The following is a 16,287-nucleotide window of genomic DNA, read 5'->3' on the forward strand; positions in this document are numbered from 1 at the left end:
GACCCACGATACGCACAACGCAAGACGGAGACCCTGAGGTCTCCGTCTTGCGTTATGGCCAGCAGGCAAGATCAGGCGATACGTGAGCGAATCAGGTGATCCAGTGATAGACGCCCCGGGCCCTGCAGCACCAGTACCAGCAGACTGGACAGCCACAGACCGTGGGTTACCCAGGCTTCCGGGTAGACGAACAGCTGAATGGTCAATGTCATGCCGGCCAGACCCAGCGCGGCAAGGCGGGAGCCCAGGCCCAGCCACAGCATCAGCGGGAAGAGATGCTCGGCAATCGTGGCCAGATAGGCGGCCAGTACCGGCGGGACCAGCGGCAACGCGTATTCGTACTCGAACAGGAAGAAGGTGCTTTCCTTGAGCGCGAAGCCGTCGACCTTGGTCTGCGCTGACATGAAGAACACGGCGCCAATGACGATGCGCATCAGGATCAGCACGGCATCCATGCGCAGATTTTCCAGCCAGACGAACACGTTCAGGACTTGCCCCGCCACACCGGTACGGACCGCGGGCGTCGTAGATGACTCAAGGCTCATGATGAGGCCTCCTCAAGGATGCGCCAGTGCGCGAGAAAAAGGGGATGCGCCAGCTCGGCCCGGGTAGGTCGGCAGGAGACTGGCATGGACGAAAGATCATGGGCGACACTAGTCCGGCGCGAGAAACACGCCACTTGCCAGCAGAGGGGCCAGCAGCTGCCCCAGGTCCTGCTCGGGATGGACATCCGCCAGCATGGCGGCCGCATCCGCGAGCGATTCACCCGCCAACAGCAGGTCGAGCAACCAGGCAGCCGCCTCTGACAGCACCGTCACCTGAACCTCCAGGACCGGACGGGTGATCAGCAGGTTCTCGGGCCGCGCGACATCCAGGCCTTCAAGGCTGGCTCCCTCATGCTGGTGGCGTTGCCAGACTTCGAAGATCGCATGCTCCAGGCGCAGCAGACCTGCCGCGGGATGAGGCAGGAAGGTCAACGCCATCACCGCCTCGGGTGACAGCTGCGCCAGCCTGGCCGGTGCCAGCACTTCAGCGTCGGCGGCGTGATAGGCCGTGAGACGCGCGGCCTCGAACCGCGCCAGATCCACCGCGTAGAACGGCAGCTGAGCGGCCGATGCCTGTCGATGCTCGACCAGCGTCGTCAGAGTCGTGTGCAAGGTCTCGGCAAGCCCCGCCCCGTACTCCATCATCAAGGGCGATTCCGGCAGGTGACGGCGTGAGTGATCATGCGCCAGCGCCGCGAAGAAGCGCTCGCCCACGACCTGACGCGTCACGGGATAGGCGTCCTGCAGCGCGGAGACCAGGCTGGCCCAGACATTGTTGCGATAGACGTCAAGACGCCCCTGATGTGCCGCCTCGATGCCCGGCAGATGACGGTCAGGCTGCTCAAGCGCCGTGATGAAGGCCCGCTGCCAGGCGAGAAGATCATGGTCAGTCATGGGGGCCGTTGGCGTGCTCATCGCGGACTCTCCACCTGAGGGCCAGAGGTCTGCGGAACCCGAGAGCCCTGCTGAACCAAGGCGCTCTGCAGAATCTGCTCGGCCCGAGCCGTCTGCCCCAGCAACACCTCCAGCGCCGGCACCTGGGTATCCCACTCGATCAGGGTCGGGCGCGGCCCGACTCGCTGGATGAAGCCGGCATACAGGGCCCATACCGCCTCGCAGACCGGCGCACCGTGATTGTCGATCAGCAGGCCTTCGCGCTCATCGACGACATGACCCGCCAGATGGATCTCGCCGACGGCCGCGGCCGGGATCGACTCAAGCCATGCCGCAGGATCGACACCGATGTTGTGCGCCGAGACGAAGACATTGTTGACGTCGATCAACAGTCCACAGCCGCTGCGCTCGACCAGTCGGGTCAGGAAATTCGTCTCGGGAATCAACTCCGCGCCCAGAGCCTGCGCATCAAAGCGCAGATAGTGTGCGGGATTCTCGATCAATACCTGGCGGCCCAGGCAGTCCTGCAGCCGCATCAGGTTATCGCTGACCCGTGCCAGCATCGCGTCGGTCAATGGCACCGGCAGCAGGTCGTTGTAGAAGTGGCCGCTATGGCCGGCCCAGGCCAGATGCTCTGACACACTGGTAGGCGGGTGACGCTCGCAGAGCGCTCGAAGGCGCGCCAGATGCGCGGCCTCCAGCGGACGATCCGATGCCAGCGACAGGCCGACACCATGGATCGACAGCGGATACTCCTGCAGCGCATCCAGCCGCGCATGGGGGGCTCCGCCTGCGCCCATGTAGTTCTCGGCATGAATCTCGAGGAACCCCAGCGCCGGCCGTGATGACATCAGCTCCCTGACATGCTGCGCCTTGAGGCTGATTCCCGTGGCCATGTCATCGAACGACGGCAAGGCCGTACCGAAATCCGGGCTGCGGGAGGTGGGGGATGACTCGTGCATGACGACCTCTCGATTCTGCGAGCGTCCGGCGGAGGGGTGAGACACCCGCCCACCGGACGTCAGGTTCGGGGGAGACCCGAGGCGTGATGCTTACTTGATCTCTTCCAGGCTGCCGGTGCCAGTGGGCGTTTCGATGGAGGTGCAGGTGCCTTCCGGGACCAGCTTCCAGGCATTGCCCTGATAATCGACGGTCGAAGTGCCGGCACAGGAGGTGCCCGGGCCTGCAGCGCAGTCATTCTCACCGGCCAGCGACACGCCATAGCACTTTTCCATGCCTGCGGCATGCGCCGGAATGGAGACCACGGCGGCAGACAGCGCTACGGCGGTACCGAGGGCGGAAGCCAGGGCGAAAGCGGTCTTGGCGGACTTGTTGGACTTGGTAGACATGGGCACATCTCCTGAGAAAACGCTCATTCATGAGCTGAAAGTTGTTCATTTGTCATTTTCGCCCCATTACCGCAGGCTCAAACCAACTTACGGGGAGGTCCGGAGAACGGATGCAGAAGATGTCGAATTTTTTGCATCACTCACGATATTTCCTTCCTCGCCGCGTCAGAACACGATAGTCCGAGCTTGCGTTGACCCTGCATCTCAAGAAAAACGGCCCTGCTGGAGGGCCGTCGAGAAAGAACAGGGAATACGAGAGATGGCATGCCACCGAGTGTCAGCCGGCAATGAGCGAGATGTGCCGGTTCACGGGGTGTCCCCTTGCCACTTGCGCTCCAGATGTTCCCAGCGCGATAGCGTGGCACCTTGAGCCTTGTCCGCCGTCGAGCCAGAGGCAGGCTCAGGCTCAGTCTCAGTCTCAGTCTCAGTCTCAGGATCAGATTCAATAGCAGCATCGGACTGCGATGTCGGGCCAGAGACCGGCCCCTGGTGATGCAGGGAGTCACGGGATTGACGCACCAGGGTCTCGGGCAACGGCTTCTTCATGCGCGCACCGAGCTCCAGCAGCTCCTCGGCACGACTGATCAGGTTGCCGCGCCCGCTGGCCAGACGCTTCATGGCGGTATCGTGCGCCTCGCGGGTACGGCCCAGCTGGCTGCCAAGCTCCTCGAGGGATTCGGCAAGTCCGCGGAACTTGTCGAGCAGCGCCCCGGCACGCTCACCGATCACGCGCGCATTGTCGTTCTGGCGCTCCAGACTCCACAGACTGGCCACGGTGCGCAGACTGGCCAGCAAGGTGGTCGGCGTCACCATCACCACGCCCTGGGTGAAGGCGTCCTGGAACAGGCTGTCGTCATGCTCGAAGGCCAGCGCGAAGGCGGGCTCCATCGGCAGGAAAAGGAACACGAAATCCGGTGACCCCAGCCCCTCGATGGCGGGATAGTTGCGCCGCGCCAGTCCCGTGACGTGGCCGCGCACCGAGGTCAGATGCGCCCTCAGGGCTCGCGCCCGCGCCGTCTCATCCGCGGCATTGACGTAGTCGGTGTAGGCGCTCAACGAGACCTTGGCATCGATGATCAGATGCTTGTTGTCCGGCAGGTAGACGATGGCATCCGGGCGCTGGCGCCCGCCTTCACCGCTGAACGACACCTCGCGCTTGAACTCGATCCCCTCTCGCAGGCCGGAGCGCTCGAGCACGGTCTCCAGAATCATCTCGCCCCAGTTGCCCTGCATCTTGCTGTCGCCCTTGAGCGCACGTGACAGATTGGCCGCTTCCTCGGTGATCTGGCGATTGAGTCCCGCCAGCTGATCGAGCTGACTCTTGAGGCTGGTGCGTTCGCGTACCTCCTCGCCATGCAGCTGCTCGAGGCGCTGACGAAAGTCCCCGACCTGCTCGCGAAACGGCTTGAGCAACTGTTCGAGCTGGGCACCACTGGCGGCGGTGAAACGCTGCTGGCGCTCCTCGAACACCTTGCCTGCCAGCTGCTCGAATTCCTGACTCAGGCGTTCGCGGGAGTCGTTGAGCAGTGCCAGCTGCTCGGCGTGATGAGTGGCCTCCTGACGCTGACGCGTGACCAGCGAGGCATGCGTCTCGCGCAGCTCGGCGTAGCGCTCGGTCAATGTCTCGAGACGCTCCTCGCGCTCCAGCAGCTGGGCCTCCAGCACTTCCTGCTGGCGGGTCAGGCTGCGTGCCAGCGTCTGCTGTTCACTCAGCGCACGCGACTGTTCATCAAGCCGCCCCTGCAGCGATTCGCGCAGCGTGGCGAGCTGTTCCGTCAGCGCATCGCGCGCCTGGCGCGCCTCCTCCAGCGACTGGCTCAGATGGCGTTGCTGCTGCTCCGCCTGCTGCCCATCCAGTGCGGCACGCTGCTCGACCAGGGCCGCCCGCTGCTCGGCCTGTTGCTGTAGATCCCGCGCCTCTTCAAGCGTCTGCTGCAACGCCTGCCGGGTTTCGTCACTGCTCTCTTCGAGAGCGTGAAGCTGCTCGCGGGTTCGCCGCCAGCCCAACCCCAGGATCAACGACAGCATCAACAGCACGCCGACCAGCAACCACATCACGGCGGAGGATTCAGAAAGCAGAGGCATCGGGCACTCCATGGCCGGTGAAAACGCAGTGGGGTCACCCCCTTGAAAGTCAGTATCGCGCATCCATGTCTTGAGTGTCAGGGCACGAAAGGACGGGAATTCGCTGCATCAACGTGGGGCGCTCACCTCAGTGAGTAACGCATGCTGAGAGCAGAATTTTTCCCTTCTCTGCCCAACACGCTCGCAAGAGCCGAAGCACGGAAAGGAGATTTGCATGACACAGCAGACCGATCAGCAGACACGTCAACAACTGCAAGGTAAGCGCGTGGCCATTCTCGCGACCCATGGCTTCGAGGAGTCCGAGCTTGCGGTGCCGCGCGCCGCACTGCAGGAGGCGGGCGTCGAGGTACACATCGTCTCGCCGGAGAAAGACGGTATTCGTGCCTGGGCCGAAACCGACTGGGGCGAGACCTACCAGGTCGACACCTCGCTCAGCGATGCCAGCGAACACGACTATCATGGCCTGGTGCTACCGGGCGGCCTGTTCAATCCCGATACCCTGCGCCAGGACGAGACCGCACTCAACTTCGTGCGCAGCTTCTTCCAGGCCCACAAGCCGGTGGCCGCCATCTGTCACGCGCCGTGGATCCTGATCAACGCCGGGGTGGTCGAAGGCCGCAAGATGACCTCCTTCCCCTCCGTCGCCCAGGACCTGCGAAACGCCGGTGCCGAGTGGCAGGACAGCGACGTCGTGTGTGACAGCGCGCTGGTCACCAGCCGCAAGCCGGATGACCTCGATGCCTTCAATGCCAAGCTGCTCGAGGAGCTCGCCGAGGGCAAGCATCAGCATCAACACGCCTGATCTCGTCCCCGACGACAGCACCCGAAAACGCCCCTGCCCCCGCGGCAGGGGCGTTTTTTTTGCGCTCTGCACCGCAGACTGACGCTCATCGAGGGAAAAGCATTTGCGAGCAAGCACTTACCTTGAGCGCCATAGAGCATGAAGGCCAGAAGATCACGACATGGACTCAGGGAGACGTCGACACATCAGAGAACGCTGTTCGTCAAAGTGTCCGCGACACGGTATCGTGTGAACAGGGATCAAGAAGGGTGACTATCCGACAACACGGGAGACCACCCCATGCACACCATCACAATGGCACCAGTCCTGCTGAGCCTGGGACTCATGCTGAGCCTTGCCATCCCCGGTGTCGTTGCCGCGGATGATCGTCATCGCTCACAGGGTCAGCAGCATCACGGCCGACAGACCATCGAGCGTCACAGCACGCCGCAAAGCCGCCATGAGGCGATCAAGCGCCGCCATCTGAGGATGTTCGACGAGCCGCGGGTGGAGCGCCATCACTCTCGCCACGACACGCGTCACCGCATTCCCCAGCGCCGCTACTACCAACATGAGCGCTACGCGCCTCATCAGTATCGACAATACGATTCGCGCCGCCATGACCTGCGCCGCCGTCACGATGGCGTGAGCATCGGCTTCCCGGCGATACGCATCAATATCCACTGAGCTGACGCACTCTCGAAGTGCCCAGCCAGCGCCACCGCAGGAAGCTCAACGAGAGCCTGATGCCCAGATACGACACCGCCCCCGCAGGCTACCTGCGGGGGCGGTGTCGTGGGGAGTCAATCGGCCCGGATCAGGCGTCGCGCGGCTCGGCAAGCGTCGTGATCAGTCCCTTGAGCACCTGCCAGAATTCCCCGACCGAGTCGACCTCGACGCGCTCGCTGGGTGAGTGCGCACCGCGAATCAAGGGGCCGAAGGAAATCATCTCGAGCTGGGGATACTTGGCCCCCAGGATGCCGCATTCCAGTCCGGCATGGATGACCTTGATCTCCGGCGCGCGGCCGGTGACGCGCTCGTGCAGGCGGCAGAATCGCGCCAAAAGCTCCGCCTCAGGCTGCGGCTGCCAACCCGGGTAGGCATTCTCGGCCTGAGTGTGCGCCCCCAACAGGCCGAACAGCCCGCGGATGCGCTGCTCCATCATGGAGACCGCATCATCACGCAGCGAGCGCACCAGGGCGCAGAGATGGAAACTCCCCTCACGCAGCTGGACCACGCCGAGGTTGTTGGAGGTTTCCACCACGCCTTCCACGGCTGCACTCATGCGCTCCACGCCATAGGGCGCGGCATCCAGTACGGCGACAAGCCGCTGGGTATCCTCGACGGACAGGGCACTCTCGGCATTGCCGCGCGTCACGCTGAGGGTGACGTCCGGGTCCGTGTCACGTAGCTCATCGCGAATCTGCGCCTCGAATTCCGCCAGACGCTGGCGGGCTGCCGCGACACGCTCATCGAACAGAACCACGCCGACGGTCGCCTCGCGTGGCAGTGCATTGCGCAGCGTACCGCCAGACCAGCTGACCAGACGCGGCGAGAATTCCGCCAGCGCCACCAGTGCCCGTGACATCAGGCGGTTGGCATTGCCGCGCCCACGATGGATGTCGAGCCCGGAATGTCCTCCGACCAGCCCGCCGATGGTGAGCTCAAGCTCCGCCTCGGCATCCTTCAGCGAGGACGTGGCGAATTCGTGCGCGACATTGATGTCCGCACCGCCAGCGCAACCGATATAGACCTGGCCACGGTCCTCCGAGTCCAGATTGAGCAGATAGCGCCCTTCCAGCCAGCCTTCGGCCAGATTCAATGCGCCGCCCATCGAGGTTTCTTCCTCGAAGGTGAACAACGCCTCCAGCGGACCATGCACCAGCGTCTCGTCTTCCAGCACCGCCAGCGCCGCGGCGACGCCGAGGCCATTGTCGGCGCCCAGCGTCGTGCCGCGCGCCTTGAGCCAGCCATCCTCGAGATAGGTCTCGAGCGCATCACGGGTGAAGTCATGGCGGGAGTCGCTGGCCGCCTGGGCCACCATGTCGAGATGCCCCTGCAACACGATCCCCGGAGCGCTCTCATGGCCGGGGGTGGCCGCCTTGCGCAGACGCAGGTTGCCGAAATCATCGCGGTCATGCGCGAGGCCGCGCGACTGCGCCCACTCAATCAGATGCTCAACCAGTGCCGCTTCATGCCCGGAAGGGCGCGGGATATTGCACAGGGTACGAAAATGACGCCAGACAATGGCGGGTTCCAACGTGTCGATATGCTCATTCATGGCGAAGTTTCCTGTTCTTGTCATCCCCGAGCATACGGAACCGTCCACGGCCATGGCTAGTGGTTGTCGGTGCCTGTCGATCAGTGACTGCGAATATGCAAGGATGAGATCTCTCGACACGGCCACGCTGTGCACTTCCAGCCCCTGACAACCGGAGCCCTCATGCCCCGCCGACTTCTGCTGTTATCCGTCCTTTCCGCCACTGCTGGCCTGCTGATGCTGAGCGGCTGCTCGCCGATTCCCGACATGCCGGGACCGATCGGCATCCCCGGCCTCTGATCAAGGATCGCCGCCAGGCAGGGCACCGTGCGCATCGACGAGACGCCCTGCCGCCGCACGACACCAGCGATCACGCGCCTTGCGCCCCACGATGCCCTGACGCTGGGCCCAGTCGATGAAGGCTGGTGCATCCTGGCCGGCCAGGGCCAGTGCGAGTCCGTGACGCGCGGCCTCATCCAGTCCGGATGAGCCGACGCACTGCTCATCCGGGGAGCCGTGGGCTTTCAGCGCGGCCTGCAGCCACGGCCGCACCAGGGCAAGACCTCCGCCACCGCGCCGATACCAGTCGAGTCGTTGCGGCCAGCCTTGAGCCGGTTGACAGCCCTGAGCCGGTTGACAGCCCTGAGCCGGTTGACAGCCCTGAGCCGGTTGACCGCCCAGGGCGAGCCGCGATGCCAGCACGTCAGGCAGCCCGGCCAGCTCATGCGCCAGCAGGCTCGGCAGCAGATGCTGAAAGTCCTGATGCAGCGCCTCGAGCAAGGTATCTCTCGGCGAGGCCTCGCCTGCGCCATCGCATGACTCCCCCGTCGCCTTGCCCATCATCACCGCATGCTCGCCACTGGCCGCATCCCGCTTGAGCCCCATGCGCAGTGGCATGAAGCCCTGGGACAGCCAGAAGGCCACCAGCCCCGCCTCGGCCCCGAAACTGGTGCCGAGACGAGTGACACCCGCCAGCCGTGCCTGCTGCTCCAGCGCATTGAGCAAGCGCGCCCCCTGCCCACGCCGCCACAGTGCGGGATGTATCGCGATGCGCAGAATCCGCCACCAGCGCGTCTCGGCGGCCGCCTGATGACCGGCATGCGCCGCCAGAGACTGCGCCAGCAGATGCCCGCGCGGCCGCCGCTGACCTCGCCAGATATCCTCTGCCAGCGGTGCAGGAAACCCGCCCTCCTCGACGGCCGCCACGACGCCCAGCCATGCCGGCTTGCCACTGGCGGTCTCCTGATGGCGAATCGCCAGCAGCCTGAGCCCCGGGGTATCCAGCAGCTGCCGCAGGTCCGCCGGCGTGGTGCGGTAATGCGCCTGCACCAGCAGGCCGAACAGCGACTCCAGCATCGCTTCATCGCGTGCCAAAGCGTCCCGATCCAGCACGACGACCTCACTGCCGGCCAGCCATTGCTCGGCATCGCTGCGATCCTCCATGACCGGCGCCAGCGTTGATGGCGGTGCCGAGAGCAACAACAGATCATCGATCAGCGCCTCCAGCGGATCACCGGACGCCCAGCGGACAGGCGTGGTCATCTCAAGCGCCTGCCAGCCGGGGCATTGACGCTCGAGATGCTGGCGGAAACGCAGCTGGAAACCTCGCCCGGTACCTTCATAGCCATGGACGGTGGTGGCGAAGGCGATGCGCGGAAAATGCGCCAGAGACGCCTTGAGCAACGGGGTGGGGATGGCGGCCGCTTCATCGACGAACAAGCGCGGCAGCGGCCCCTCCAGGCAGGCGAGGCGGGCGGCGGTGATGACGTCCGGTGCCAGGAAACGCAGCTCGCTCGCAAGCTCCGCTCCATCAGCTGTCCGCCGGGCTTGCGCGGGGTGCGCTGCCGGCACGCAAAGCCGAAAGGCATTGCCCTCGCGGCACCCCCGCGGCAGCAGCGCTGCCAGACGCGCGAAGACCGCGGCCACCGCCGCCGGCCGTGGCGCCGTCAGCCAGACACTTTCCCCCGCTGCCAGACAGCGTGCCGCGGCGATGCCCAGCGCGGCACTCTTGCCGCGGCCACGATCGGCACTGATCACCACCGGCTGGTTCGGGCGGAGCGCCGCCAGCGCGGCCACCACCTCGGCCTGATCTGACGTCAGGCAATCAGGGTCCGTGACCTCACCGACACGGGTCGCTGCCTCCCCGGCGGGTGGCAGCGTCGGTAACGGTTCGCCCTGCGGCCAGTGCAGTACGCTGGCATCCGCCTGGAGACGCCGTGCCAGCCGCGCCAGATAGCGCGCCGCAAGCTGCTCACGCGCGAACGGCCAGTGCGCCAGACGCGCGTAATCGCCATCCGGCGCTGGCGCTGGCTCGGCGTCGGCCCAGGCGGCAGGCGTCACCAGCACCAGCAGTCCTCCCGCCATCAGAGTGCCGGCCACGGCCCCGAAGGCATCGGGATCAAGACCACTCTGTGGATGTGCGGCATCGAAGACGACCAATGCCTGCTCGCCGCCCAGCTGAGTGGCAGCCTTGGCCATCGCCAGCGAGCGCACGTGTGTCCCGCCCGGCGTCGTGATCGCCTCCCCGGCGCCCAGCCACAGCGGAGCAGGCTCACGCGCTGGCCACAGATCACAGATCGCCAGCGCAGCAGCGCAGGGATCGCTGGCCGTGCCCTCTCCGCCGCTGATCCACAGACAGGCGCGCTGATGCCGCGCGAGCAGGCGCTCATGCAGTGTCCGGCACCAGGCATCGACGGCGGGAGGGTCCAATGGGGCGGGGTAACGTGAAGAAATCGTCATCATGGCGCGCAGCATGCCGCATGGTGACGTGGCAGACCAGACATGGTGCTGGAATCCCCATGACGGGAGGCCAGGGGCCAGTCACGCCGGGCAGCCCTCTCTCTCAACGTCCTTTTATTTAAGTAATATCTCATATTTAAAAACACCCCGTTGCAAGATAGGCAACGCAGGCGGCGCAAGAATGAGAATGGTTATATTTATGCCTATCAGGATAATGAAGCTCCACTTCCCATTATTGCGAGCCATCCCCGATGCCACAGCGTCATTTCGTCACCACTACTCTGCCCCGCGCGCTCAAGCCTGCCCTGCTCGCCCTGAGCCTGGCGGCACCGTTCGTGGCGGGCCAGGCCTCGGCACTGGAATACCCGATCGGCACTCCGGTCAAGGAAGGCGGCATGGAAATCGCGGCCGTCTATCTGCAGCCAGTGGTGATGGCCCCGGCCGGCAAGCTGCCGGCCAATCAGGCCGACATCCATCTGGAAGCCGATATCCACGCACTGATGGAAAACGACAACGGCTTCGCGCCGGGCGACTGGATTCCCTATCTGGGCATTCACTACACCCTGACCAAGCAGGGCAGTGATACCCCGATCGAAGGCGATCTGGTGCCGATGATCGCCAACGACGGCACCCACTATGGCAAGAACGTCAAGCTGGATGGCCCGGGCAAGTACCACCTGACCTTCGACATCCAGCACCCGGACATGCCGCGTCACATCGACAAGGAAACCGGTGTCGCCGAGTGGCCGGACACCATCACCACCGATTACGACTTCGTGTATGCCGGTGTCGGCAAGAAAGGCGGCTACTGAGCACCAGCCTCTGCACGTGGCGGACATGACGGCGCCATCTCGTATCCGCCGGCATGTCCGCCCGCTGTCTCCAATGGCCGCCTGTGCTGAAAAGCGCTCGCGGCCATTGGTCGCTCTGCCGGCAACCCTCCATCCCTGGCACCTGGCGCCCGCGAGTGCCACGTCCGAATGACCCTCCCTCGTGCCTCTGCCGAGTGCCTACCCCACTATCCCGGAGCCCATCATGCGCCTTCCTCGTCGTCGATCTGCCCGGCAGTCCGTCGCTGCGCTGCTGCCGACCCTCGCTCTGCTGCTGGCGGCACTGCTGCCGCGCGTGACGCTGGCCAGCGACATGCCGTCCTATGACCTGACGCTCACCAACGGCAAGCTCAGTCCCGAGGTGCTCAAGGTCAAGTCCGGCGAGAAATTCGTCATCCAGCTGCACAACGCGGGCAACACGCCCGCCGAATTCGAGAGCAATTCGCTGCGCAAGGAGAAGGTGCTGGCCCCGGGCGTGAAATCCTTCGTGGTGATCCACCCCTTGCGTGCCGGCAGCTACGACTACTTCGATGACTTCCACCTGCCGGATGCCCGCGGCAAGGTCGTCGCAGAAGACTGAGGCACAGGCACATGTCCGCCGTCACTTGCCTCGTCCCCTGCCGCGCCTGCCACCTCTTCCCTGTCAGGGCACGAACGGCATTGCCGATTCCTCACCCTGCCCGCTGTCCCCGAGAGTCCCGCCATGTTTGATCAGGTTCTGTTTATCGTCTGGCGCGAAAGCGTCGAAGCCATTCTCGTCATCGGCATCATGCATGCCTGGCTGGTGCAGTCGGGCACGCGCGCCGGGCTGCGCTACCTGTGGGGTGGGGTCGTTGCCGGTCTGGTGCTGGCCGGACTGATGGGCGCGGCCCTGATGGGCGCCAACACCTGGCTGACCGGCACCGCCCAGGAAGTCTTCCAGGCGGCGCTGGTATTGATCGCCTGCCTGCTGATCACCCAGATGGTGCTCTGGATGCGGACCAAGGGCCGGACTCTCAAGGCAGAACTCGAGAGCGGCCTGGCCGAGGCCGTCTCCTCCGGCAGCTACTGGGGGGTCGCGGTACTGGTCGCCATCGCCGTGGCACGTGAAGGTGCGGAAACCGTCGTCTTCCTCTACGGCATGGGCGCCGCCAGCCTGCAGTCCGGTGGCATCGGCAGCTTCTCTCTCGCGGCCTTCATCGGTTTCGCGCTGGCAGTGGCGACCTTCATGGCCCTGCAGCTGGGTTCGCGCCTGTTCTCCTGGAAGCTGTTCTTCCGCGTCACGGAAGTCCTGCTGCTGCTGCTGGCCGCGTCATTGTTGATGTCAGGGCTTGAGCAGCTCATCGGCCTGGGCTATCTGCCGGCCGGTCTCGACCCGCTGTGGGATTCCAGCTGGCTGCTCGATGATGGCAGCGGTCTCGGTGGCCTGCTGGCGACCTTCGCCGGCTATCGCGCCTGGCCCGCCACCACCATGGTGCTGGGCTATGCCCTCTACTGGGTCATCGTCATCACTCTGATGAAGCGCCAGCGCAAGGTGGAGCGCAAGGATCAGCGCAAGCAGCTCACCGCCCGCGCGCGCAGCTGATGCCCGTCCCGCGCACTGCCCAGTGAGAGAAGAGGAAGCGTTCATGGCCCATTGCAGTACACACTCCGCACGCCCCGACGCACGGGCGGACATCATCGCCAGTGACGCCGGAGCCGGCGCCTCCCGAGCCACGCGTATCGCGCGTTTCGGCCAGGCGATGCAACAGCGGCGCGGCCTGATCCAGCTTATCCAGTGGCTGGTGGTGGGCATCTATGCCTTCCTGCTGGTGGCGCCGGCATTGCTGCCGCTGCCCGACTATCAAGCGCACATCCTCACCAATCTGACGGTGTTCGCCGAATTCGTGTTCTGGGGGCTGTGGTGGCCCTTCGTGCTGATCAGCATGGTGCTGATGGGCCGGGTGTGGTGCGGGGTCTTCTGCCCCGAGGGCACCCTGACGGAGGCCGCCAGCCGCATCGGGCTCGGCCGGCCGATTCCGGGCTGGATGCGCTGGGGAGGCTGGCCCTTCGTGGCCTTCCTGGGCACCACGCTCTACGGTCAGCTGGCCAGCGTCTATCAGTACCCGCTGGGCGCGCTGGTGGTACTGGGCGGCTCGACGGTGGCGGCGATCGTGGTCGGGCTGATCTACGGCAAGGGCACACGCGTCTGGTGCCGTCAGCTATGCCCGGTGAATGGCGTCTTCAATCTGCTGGCGCGCCTCTCGCCGACCCACTTCCGTACCGACCAGGCGCGCTGGAACGCCCACAACCGCGCCGTGCGCCAGGGCAATGCCGTGCGTACGCATGCGCCTGACTGCGCGCCATTGATTCCGCTCAAGCAGCTCGACAGTGCCGGCGACTGCCATGTCTGCGGGCGCTGCAGTGGCTACAAGGACGCGATGCAGCTGGAATGGCGGTCGCCGGGCGTGGAGCTGGTCGAACCGCCGCAGCCGGTGCGTTTCACCCACTACTCGGTGCTGGTGTTCGGCCTGCTCGGCATCGCCATCGGCGCCTTCAGCTGGAGCGCCAGCCCGTGGTTCGTCGCGCTCAAGCAGCAGCTGGCCGTCTGGCTGATCGAGCATGATCTGATGTGGCCGCTGACCACCACCCTGCCCACCTGGATCCTGACCAACTACCCCGAGCACAACGATGTCTTCAATCTGCTCGATGGCAGTCTGATCACGCTGTGGATCGTGGTGGGCGGCGGTCTGCTGGGCGCACTCACCAGCCTGCCGCTCTTGCTTGGCAACTGGCTGATGGGGGGCAAGGCGACGCTGTCACGCCTGTGGCATCTCTCGCTGAGCCTGATTCCGCTGGGCGGGCTCGGCGTGTTCCTCGGCCTCTCCGCCACCACCATGACGCTGCTGCGCGGTGACGGCATCAACCTCACCTGGGCCAATGATCTTCGCGCCGTGCTGCTGGCACTGGCCTGCCTGTGGGGCCTGCGACTGGCCTGGCGCATTACTGGCGAGCAGTACAATGGCGAGCAACACAATGGCGAGCAGCGCAACGGCGAGCAGCGCAACGGTGGACGGCTCGCCGGCAACGCCGCGCGACTGGTCGGCACGACAAGCGTCGCATTGGCCTGCCTGCCCGCGCTGGGGGTCTGGTACCTGATGTTCTGGGGCTGGTGAGACGCTGTCACCCGAAGGCTGAAACGACAAGACCCGCCATCAAGGCGGGTCTTTTGGTTGGCCGGGGCGGCGGTGACGCCACGGGACGCCACGCTAGTGAGCGCCGCCTTCGTCACTGCCCTCGCTCTCCGGGCGACGGAAGGCGATCACCACGACACTGCCCACCACATAGACCGCGCCCAGCCACAGGAAGATATTGTCGAAGGCCAGCACCTCGGCCTGAAGACTGATGCGCTGCGCGATCATCGCGACGCCCGCCTGCCAAGGGTCGGTCAGGCCCGAGAAGGTCACCTGATAGCTGGCCAGCTGGTCGATCACCACCTGGCGGCTCTGGTCGATGGAGCCGATCAGCTGGTTCCAGTGGTAGTCCTCCCGCCAGTCGCGCACGGTATCGATCAGCGCCAGACCCACCGCACCGCCCAGGTTGCGCATCACGTTGAACAGGCCACTGCCGTTGCCCAGTTCGTGGGGTGCCAGTCGTCCCATCGCCAGGCGTGACACCGACAGCAGCACCAGAATCTGGCCCACGCCACGGATGACCTGCGGCCAGAAGAACTCGTTGTAGCCCGAGCCCGATGTCAGATGGGCATTCATGCCGGTGCCGACACCGGTCAGCACCAGACCGATGAACATCATCAGGCGCAGATCGATGAGATCGGAGAGCTTGCCCGACAGCGGTGCCATCAGGAACATCGCCACGCCCGCCACGAACATCACCTCGCCGATCTGCAGGCTCGAGAAGCCACGCACGCTGCCGAGGAACAGCGGCACCAGATAGACCAGCCCGTAGAGCACCACGCCCAGCCAGAAGCCGACCAGCGCGCCGAGCGCGAAGTTGCGATTCTTGAACACGCGCAGATCCACGATGGGGTTGTCAGCACTCAGCACGCGCCAGAAGAAGCCCACGCAGCTCAGCGCACAGACGATGGCCCACAGCAGGATGGGGGTGCTGGCGAACCAGTCATCTCCCGGCCCCTCCTCCAGCACGTATTCGAGGCTGCCGAGAAACACCGCCATCAACGACAGTCCCAGCGTGTCCAGACGCTTGAGCAATCCGCGATCACCGCTGTCGATCTCCAGATTGCGCCACACCAGACTGGCCACGAGGATGCCCGGCAGCAGATTGGCCAGAAACAGCCAGTGCCAGCTGAAATACTCGGTCAGATAGCCACCGACGGTGGGACCGATGGACGGCGCCATGGTCGCCACCAGGCCGATCACCGCCTGAATGGTGCCCATCTTGCGTCGCGGGAAGATCGAGAAGCTCACGGCCTGGGTCAGCGGAATCATCGCCCCGCCCATGAAGCCCTGGACCGCACGCAGCACGATCAGCGCCTCAAGCGAGGTGGACAATGCACAGCCCAGACTCGCCAGCGTGAACCCCAGCGCCGAGACGGTCAGTACCACGCGGGTCGAGAAGATGCGCGCCAGCATGCCCGAGAGCGGAATCATCACGATCTCGGCGATCAGATAGCTGGTCTGGATCCAGGAGACCTGCTCGGGACTGGCCGCCAGGCCCGCCTGGATCTCATTGAGCGAGCTAGCGACGATCTGGATATCCAGGATCGCCATGAACATGCCGAACACCGCCGCGATGAAGCCGATCTGCTGACGGCGCGACGGCATGTCACTGGCAGCCCCTGCCGGGGCTGCGGTTGCCTCGGCCATGC

General features: G+C 65.1%; 14 protein-coding genes. 6 read left to right on the top strand and 8 right to left on the bottom strand.

The annotated features are described in order from the left end of the window. Window positions 1-71: 71 nt before the first annotated feature. The 5 genes from HXS65_RS09300 to rmuC all read right to left on the bottom strand — a co-directional run bounded on the left by HXS65_RS09300 (window position 72) and on the right by rmuC (window position 4,873). Window positions 72-545, bottom strand: a complete 474-nt coding sequence (locus tag HXS65_RS09300) for a DoxX family protein (protein ID WP_077378649.1) — start codon at window positions 543-545, stop codon at window positions 72-74. 108 nt (window positions 546-653) lie between these two features. Further along, complete coding sequence (locus tag HXS65_RS09305; RefSeq protein ID WP_176493715.1) at window positions 654-1,460, bottom strand: DNA-binding domain-containing protein; 807 nt, start codon at window positions 1,458-1,460, stop codon at window positions 654-656. After that, window positions 1,457-2,401: a DUF692 family multinuclear iron-containing protein gene (locus tag HXS65_RS09310; RefSeq protein WP_176493716.1), complete on the bottom strand. Its 945-nt coding sequence runs from the start codon at window positions 2,399-2,401 to the stop codon at window positions 1,457-1,459. Before HXS65_RS09310 ends, HXS65_RS09305 begins: the two co-directional genes overlap by 4 nt. 90 nt (window positions 2,402-2,491) lie before the next feature. After that, window positions 2,492-2,788 carry a DUF2282 domain-containing protein gene (locus HXS65_RS09315; protein ID WP_084209440.1) on the bottom strand — a complete coding sequence of 99 codons (297 nt, stop codon included), beginning with the start codon at window positions 2,786-2,788 and terminating at the stop codon, window positions 2,492-2,494. Window positions 2,789-3,094: 306 nt separating this feature from the next. Beyond that, complete coding sequence (gene rmuC / locus HXS65_RS09320) at window positions 3,095-4,873, bottom strand: DNA recombination protein RmuC (protein WP_255304471.1); 1,779 nt, start codon at window positions 4,871-4,873, stop codon at window positions 3,095-3,097. Between the two features lie 214 nt (window positions 4,874-5,087). Between rmuC and HXS65_RS09325 the strand changes: the two genes are divergently transcribed. Both HXS65_RS09325 and HXS65_RS09330 read left to right on the top strand, forming a co-directional pair. Further along, complete coding sequence (locus HXS65_RS09325) at window positions 5,088-5,675, top strand: type 1 glutamine amidotransferase domain-containing protein (RefSeq protein WP_084209441.1); 588 nt, start codon at window positions 5,088-5,090, stop codon at window positions 5,673-5,675. Window positions 5,676-5,954: 279 nt separating this feature from the next. Next, complete coding sequence (locus tag HXS65_RS09330; protein WP_136939110.1) at window positions 5,955-6,341, top strand: hypothetical protein; 387 nt, start codon at window positions 5,955-5,957, stop codon at window positions 6,339-6,341. Between the two features lie 130 nt (window positions 6,342-6,471). Here the strand turns inward: HXS65_RS09330 and HXS65_RS09335 are convergent, their stop codons facing one another. Both HXS65_RS09335 and HXS65_RS09340 read right to left on the bottom strand, forming a co-directional pair. Next, complete coding sequence (locus tag HXS65_RS09335; RefSeq protein WP_176493717.1) at window positions 6,472-7,935, bottom strand: aminoacyl-histidine dipeptidase; 1,464 nt, start codon at window positions 7,933-7,935, stop codon at window positions 6,472-6,474. Between the two features lie 279 nt (window positions 7,936-8,214). Next, window positions 8,215-10,656, bottom strand: a complete 2,442-nt coding sequence (locus HXS65_RS09340; RefSeq protein ID WP_176493718.1) for a GNAT family N-acetyltransferase — start codon at window positions 10,654-10,656, stop codon at window positions 8,215-8,217. Window positions 10,657-10,904: 248 nt separating this feature from the next. Here HXS65_RS09340 and HXS65_RS09345 point away from each other — a divergent pair, with 248 nt between their 5' ends. The 4 genes from HXS65_RS09345 (at window position 10,905) to HXS65_RS09360 (ending at window position 14,617) form a co-directional block, all read left to right on the top strand. Further along, window positions 10,905-11,465, top strand: a complete 561-nt coding sequence (locus HXS65_RS09345) for an iron transporter (protein WP_077378625.1) — start codon at window positions 10,905-10,907, stop codon at window positions 11,463-11,465. Between the two features lie 223 nt (window positions 11,466-11,688). Continuing rightward, window positions 11,689-12,063, top strand: a complete 375-nt coding sequence (locus HXS65_RS09350) for a cupredoxin domain-containing protein (RefSeq protein WP_176493719.1) — start codon at window positions 11,689-11,691, stop codon at window positions 12,061-12,063. A gap of 123 nt (window positions 12,064-12,186) precedes the next feature. Further along, window positions 12,187-13,047: an FTR1 family protein gene (locus HXS65_RS09355; RefSeq protein ID WP_077378619.1), complete on the top strand. Its 861-nt coding sequence runs from the start codon at window positions 12,187-12,189 to the stop codon at window positions 13,045-13,047. Between the two features lie 43 nt (window positions 13,048-13,090). Next, window positions 13,091-14,617, top strand: a complete 1,527-nt coding sequence (locus HXS65_RS09360; protein ID WP_176493720.1) for a 4Fe-4S binding protein — start codon at window positions 13,091-13,093, stop codon at window positions 14,615-14,617. Window positions 14,618-14,710: 93 nt separating this feature from the next. Here the strand turns inward: HXS65_RS09360 and HXS65_RS09365 are convergent, their stop codons facing one another. After that, complete coding sequence (locus tag HXS65_RS09365) at window positions 14,711-16,285, bottom strand: DHA2 family efflux MFS transporter permease subunit (RefSeq protein ID WP_077378613.1); 1,575 nt, start codon at window positions 16,283-16,285, stop codon at window positions 14,711-14,713. Window positions 16,286-16,287 lie beyond the last annotated feature (2 nt).

The organism is Cobetia sp. 5-25-4-2, assembly GCF_013374075.1.
In the GTDB taxonomy this organism is placed as follows: domain Bacteria; phylum Pseudomonadota; class Gammaproteobacteria; order Pseudomonadales; family Halomonadaceae; genus Cobetia; species Cobetia marina.

What these genes read in the sequence shown, in the direction of transcription:
- HXS65_RS09300 (WP_077378649.1), bottom strand. Translation starts at nt 545, where the DNA reads ATGAGCCTTGAGTCATCTACGACGCCCGCGGTCCGTACCGGTGTGGCG.
- HXS65_RS09305 (WP_176493715.1), bottom strand. Translation starts at nt 1,460, where the DNA reads ATGAGCACGCCAACGGCCCCCATGACTGACCATGATCTTCTCGCCTGG.
- HXS65_RS09310 (WP_176493716.1), bottom strand. Translation starts at nt 2,401, where the DNA reads ATGCACGAGTCATCCCCCACCTCCCGCAGCCCGGATTTCGGTACGGCC.
- HXS65_RS09315 (WP_084209440.1), bottom strand. Translation starts at nt 2,788, where the DNA reads ATGTCTACCAAGTCCAACAAGTCCGCCAAGACCGCTTTCGCCCTGGCT.
- rmuC (WP_255304471.1), bottom strand. Translation starts at nt 4,873, where the DNA reads ATGCCTCTGCTTTCTGAATCCTCCGCCGTGATGTGGTTGCTGGTCGGC.
- HXS65_RS09325 (WP_084209441.1), top strand. Translation starts at nt 5,088, where the DNA reads ATGACACAGCAGACCGATCAGCAGACACGTCAACAACTGCAAGGTAAG.
- HXS65_RS09330 (WP_136939110.1), top strand. Translation starts at nt 5,955, where the DNA reads ATGCACACCATCACAATGGCACCAGTCCTGCTGAGCCTGGGACTCATG.
- HXS65_RS09335 (WP_176493717.1), bottom strand. Translation starts at nt 7,935, where the DNA reads ATGAATGAGCATATCGACACGTTGGAACCCGCCATTGTCTGGCGTCAT.
- HXS65_RS09340 (WP_176493718.1), bottom strand. Translation starts at nt 10,656, where the DNA reads ATGATGACGATTTCTTCACGTTACCCCGCCCCATTGGACCCTCCCGCC.
- HXS65_RS09345 (WP_077378625.1), top strand. Translation starts at nt 10,905, where the DNA reads ATGCCACAGCGTCATTTCGTCACCACTACTCTGCCCCGCGCGCTCAAG.
- HXS65_RS09350 (WP_176493719.1), top strand. Translation starts at nt 11,689, where the DNA reads ATGCGCCTTCCTCGTCGTCGATCTGCCCGGCAGTCCGTCGCTGCGCTG.
- HXS65_RS09355 (WP_077378619.1), top strand. Translation starts at nt 12,187, where the DNA reads ATGTTTGATCAGGTTCTGTTTATCGTCTGGCGCGAAAGCGTCGAAGCC.
- HXS65_RS09360 (WP_176493720.1), top strand. Translation starts at nt 13,091, where the DNA reads ATGGCCCATTGCAGTACACACTCCGCACGCCCCGACGCACGGGCGGAC.
- HXS65_RS09365 (WP_077378613.1), bottom strand. Translation starts at nt 16,285, where the DNA reads ATGGCCGAGGCAACCGCAGCCCCGGCAGGGGCTGCCAGTGACATGCCG.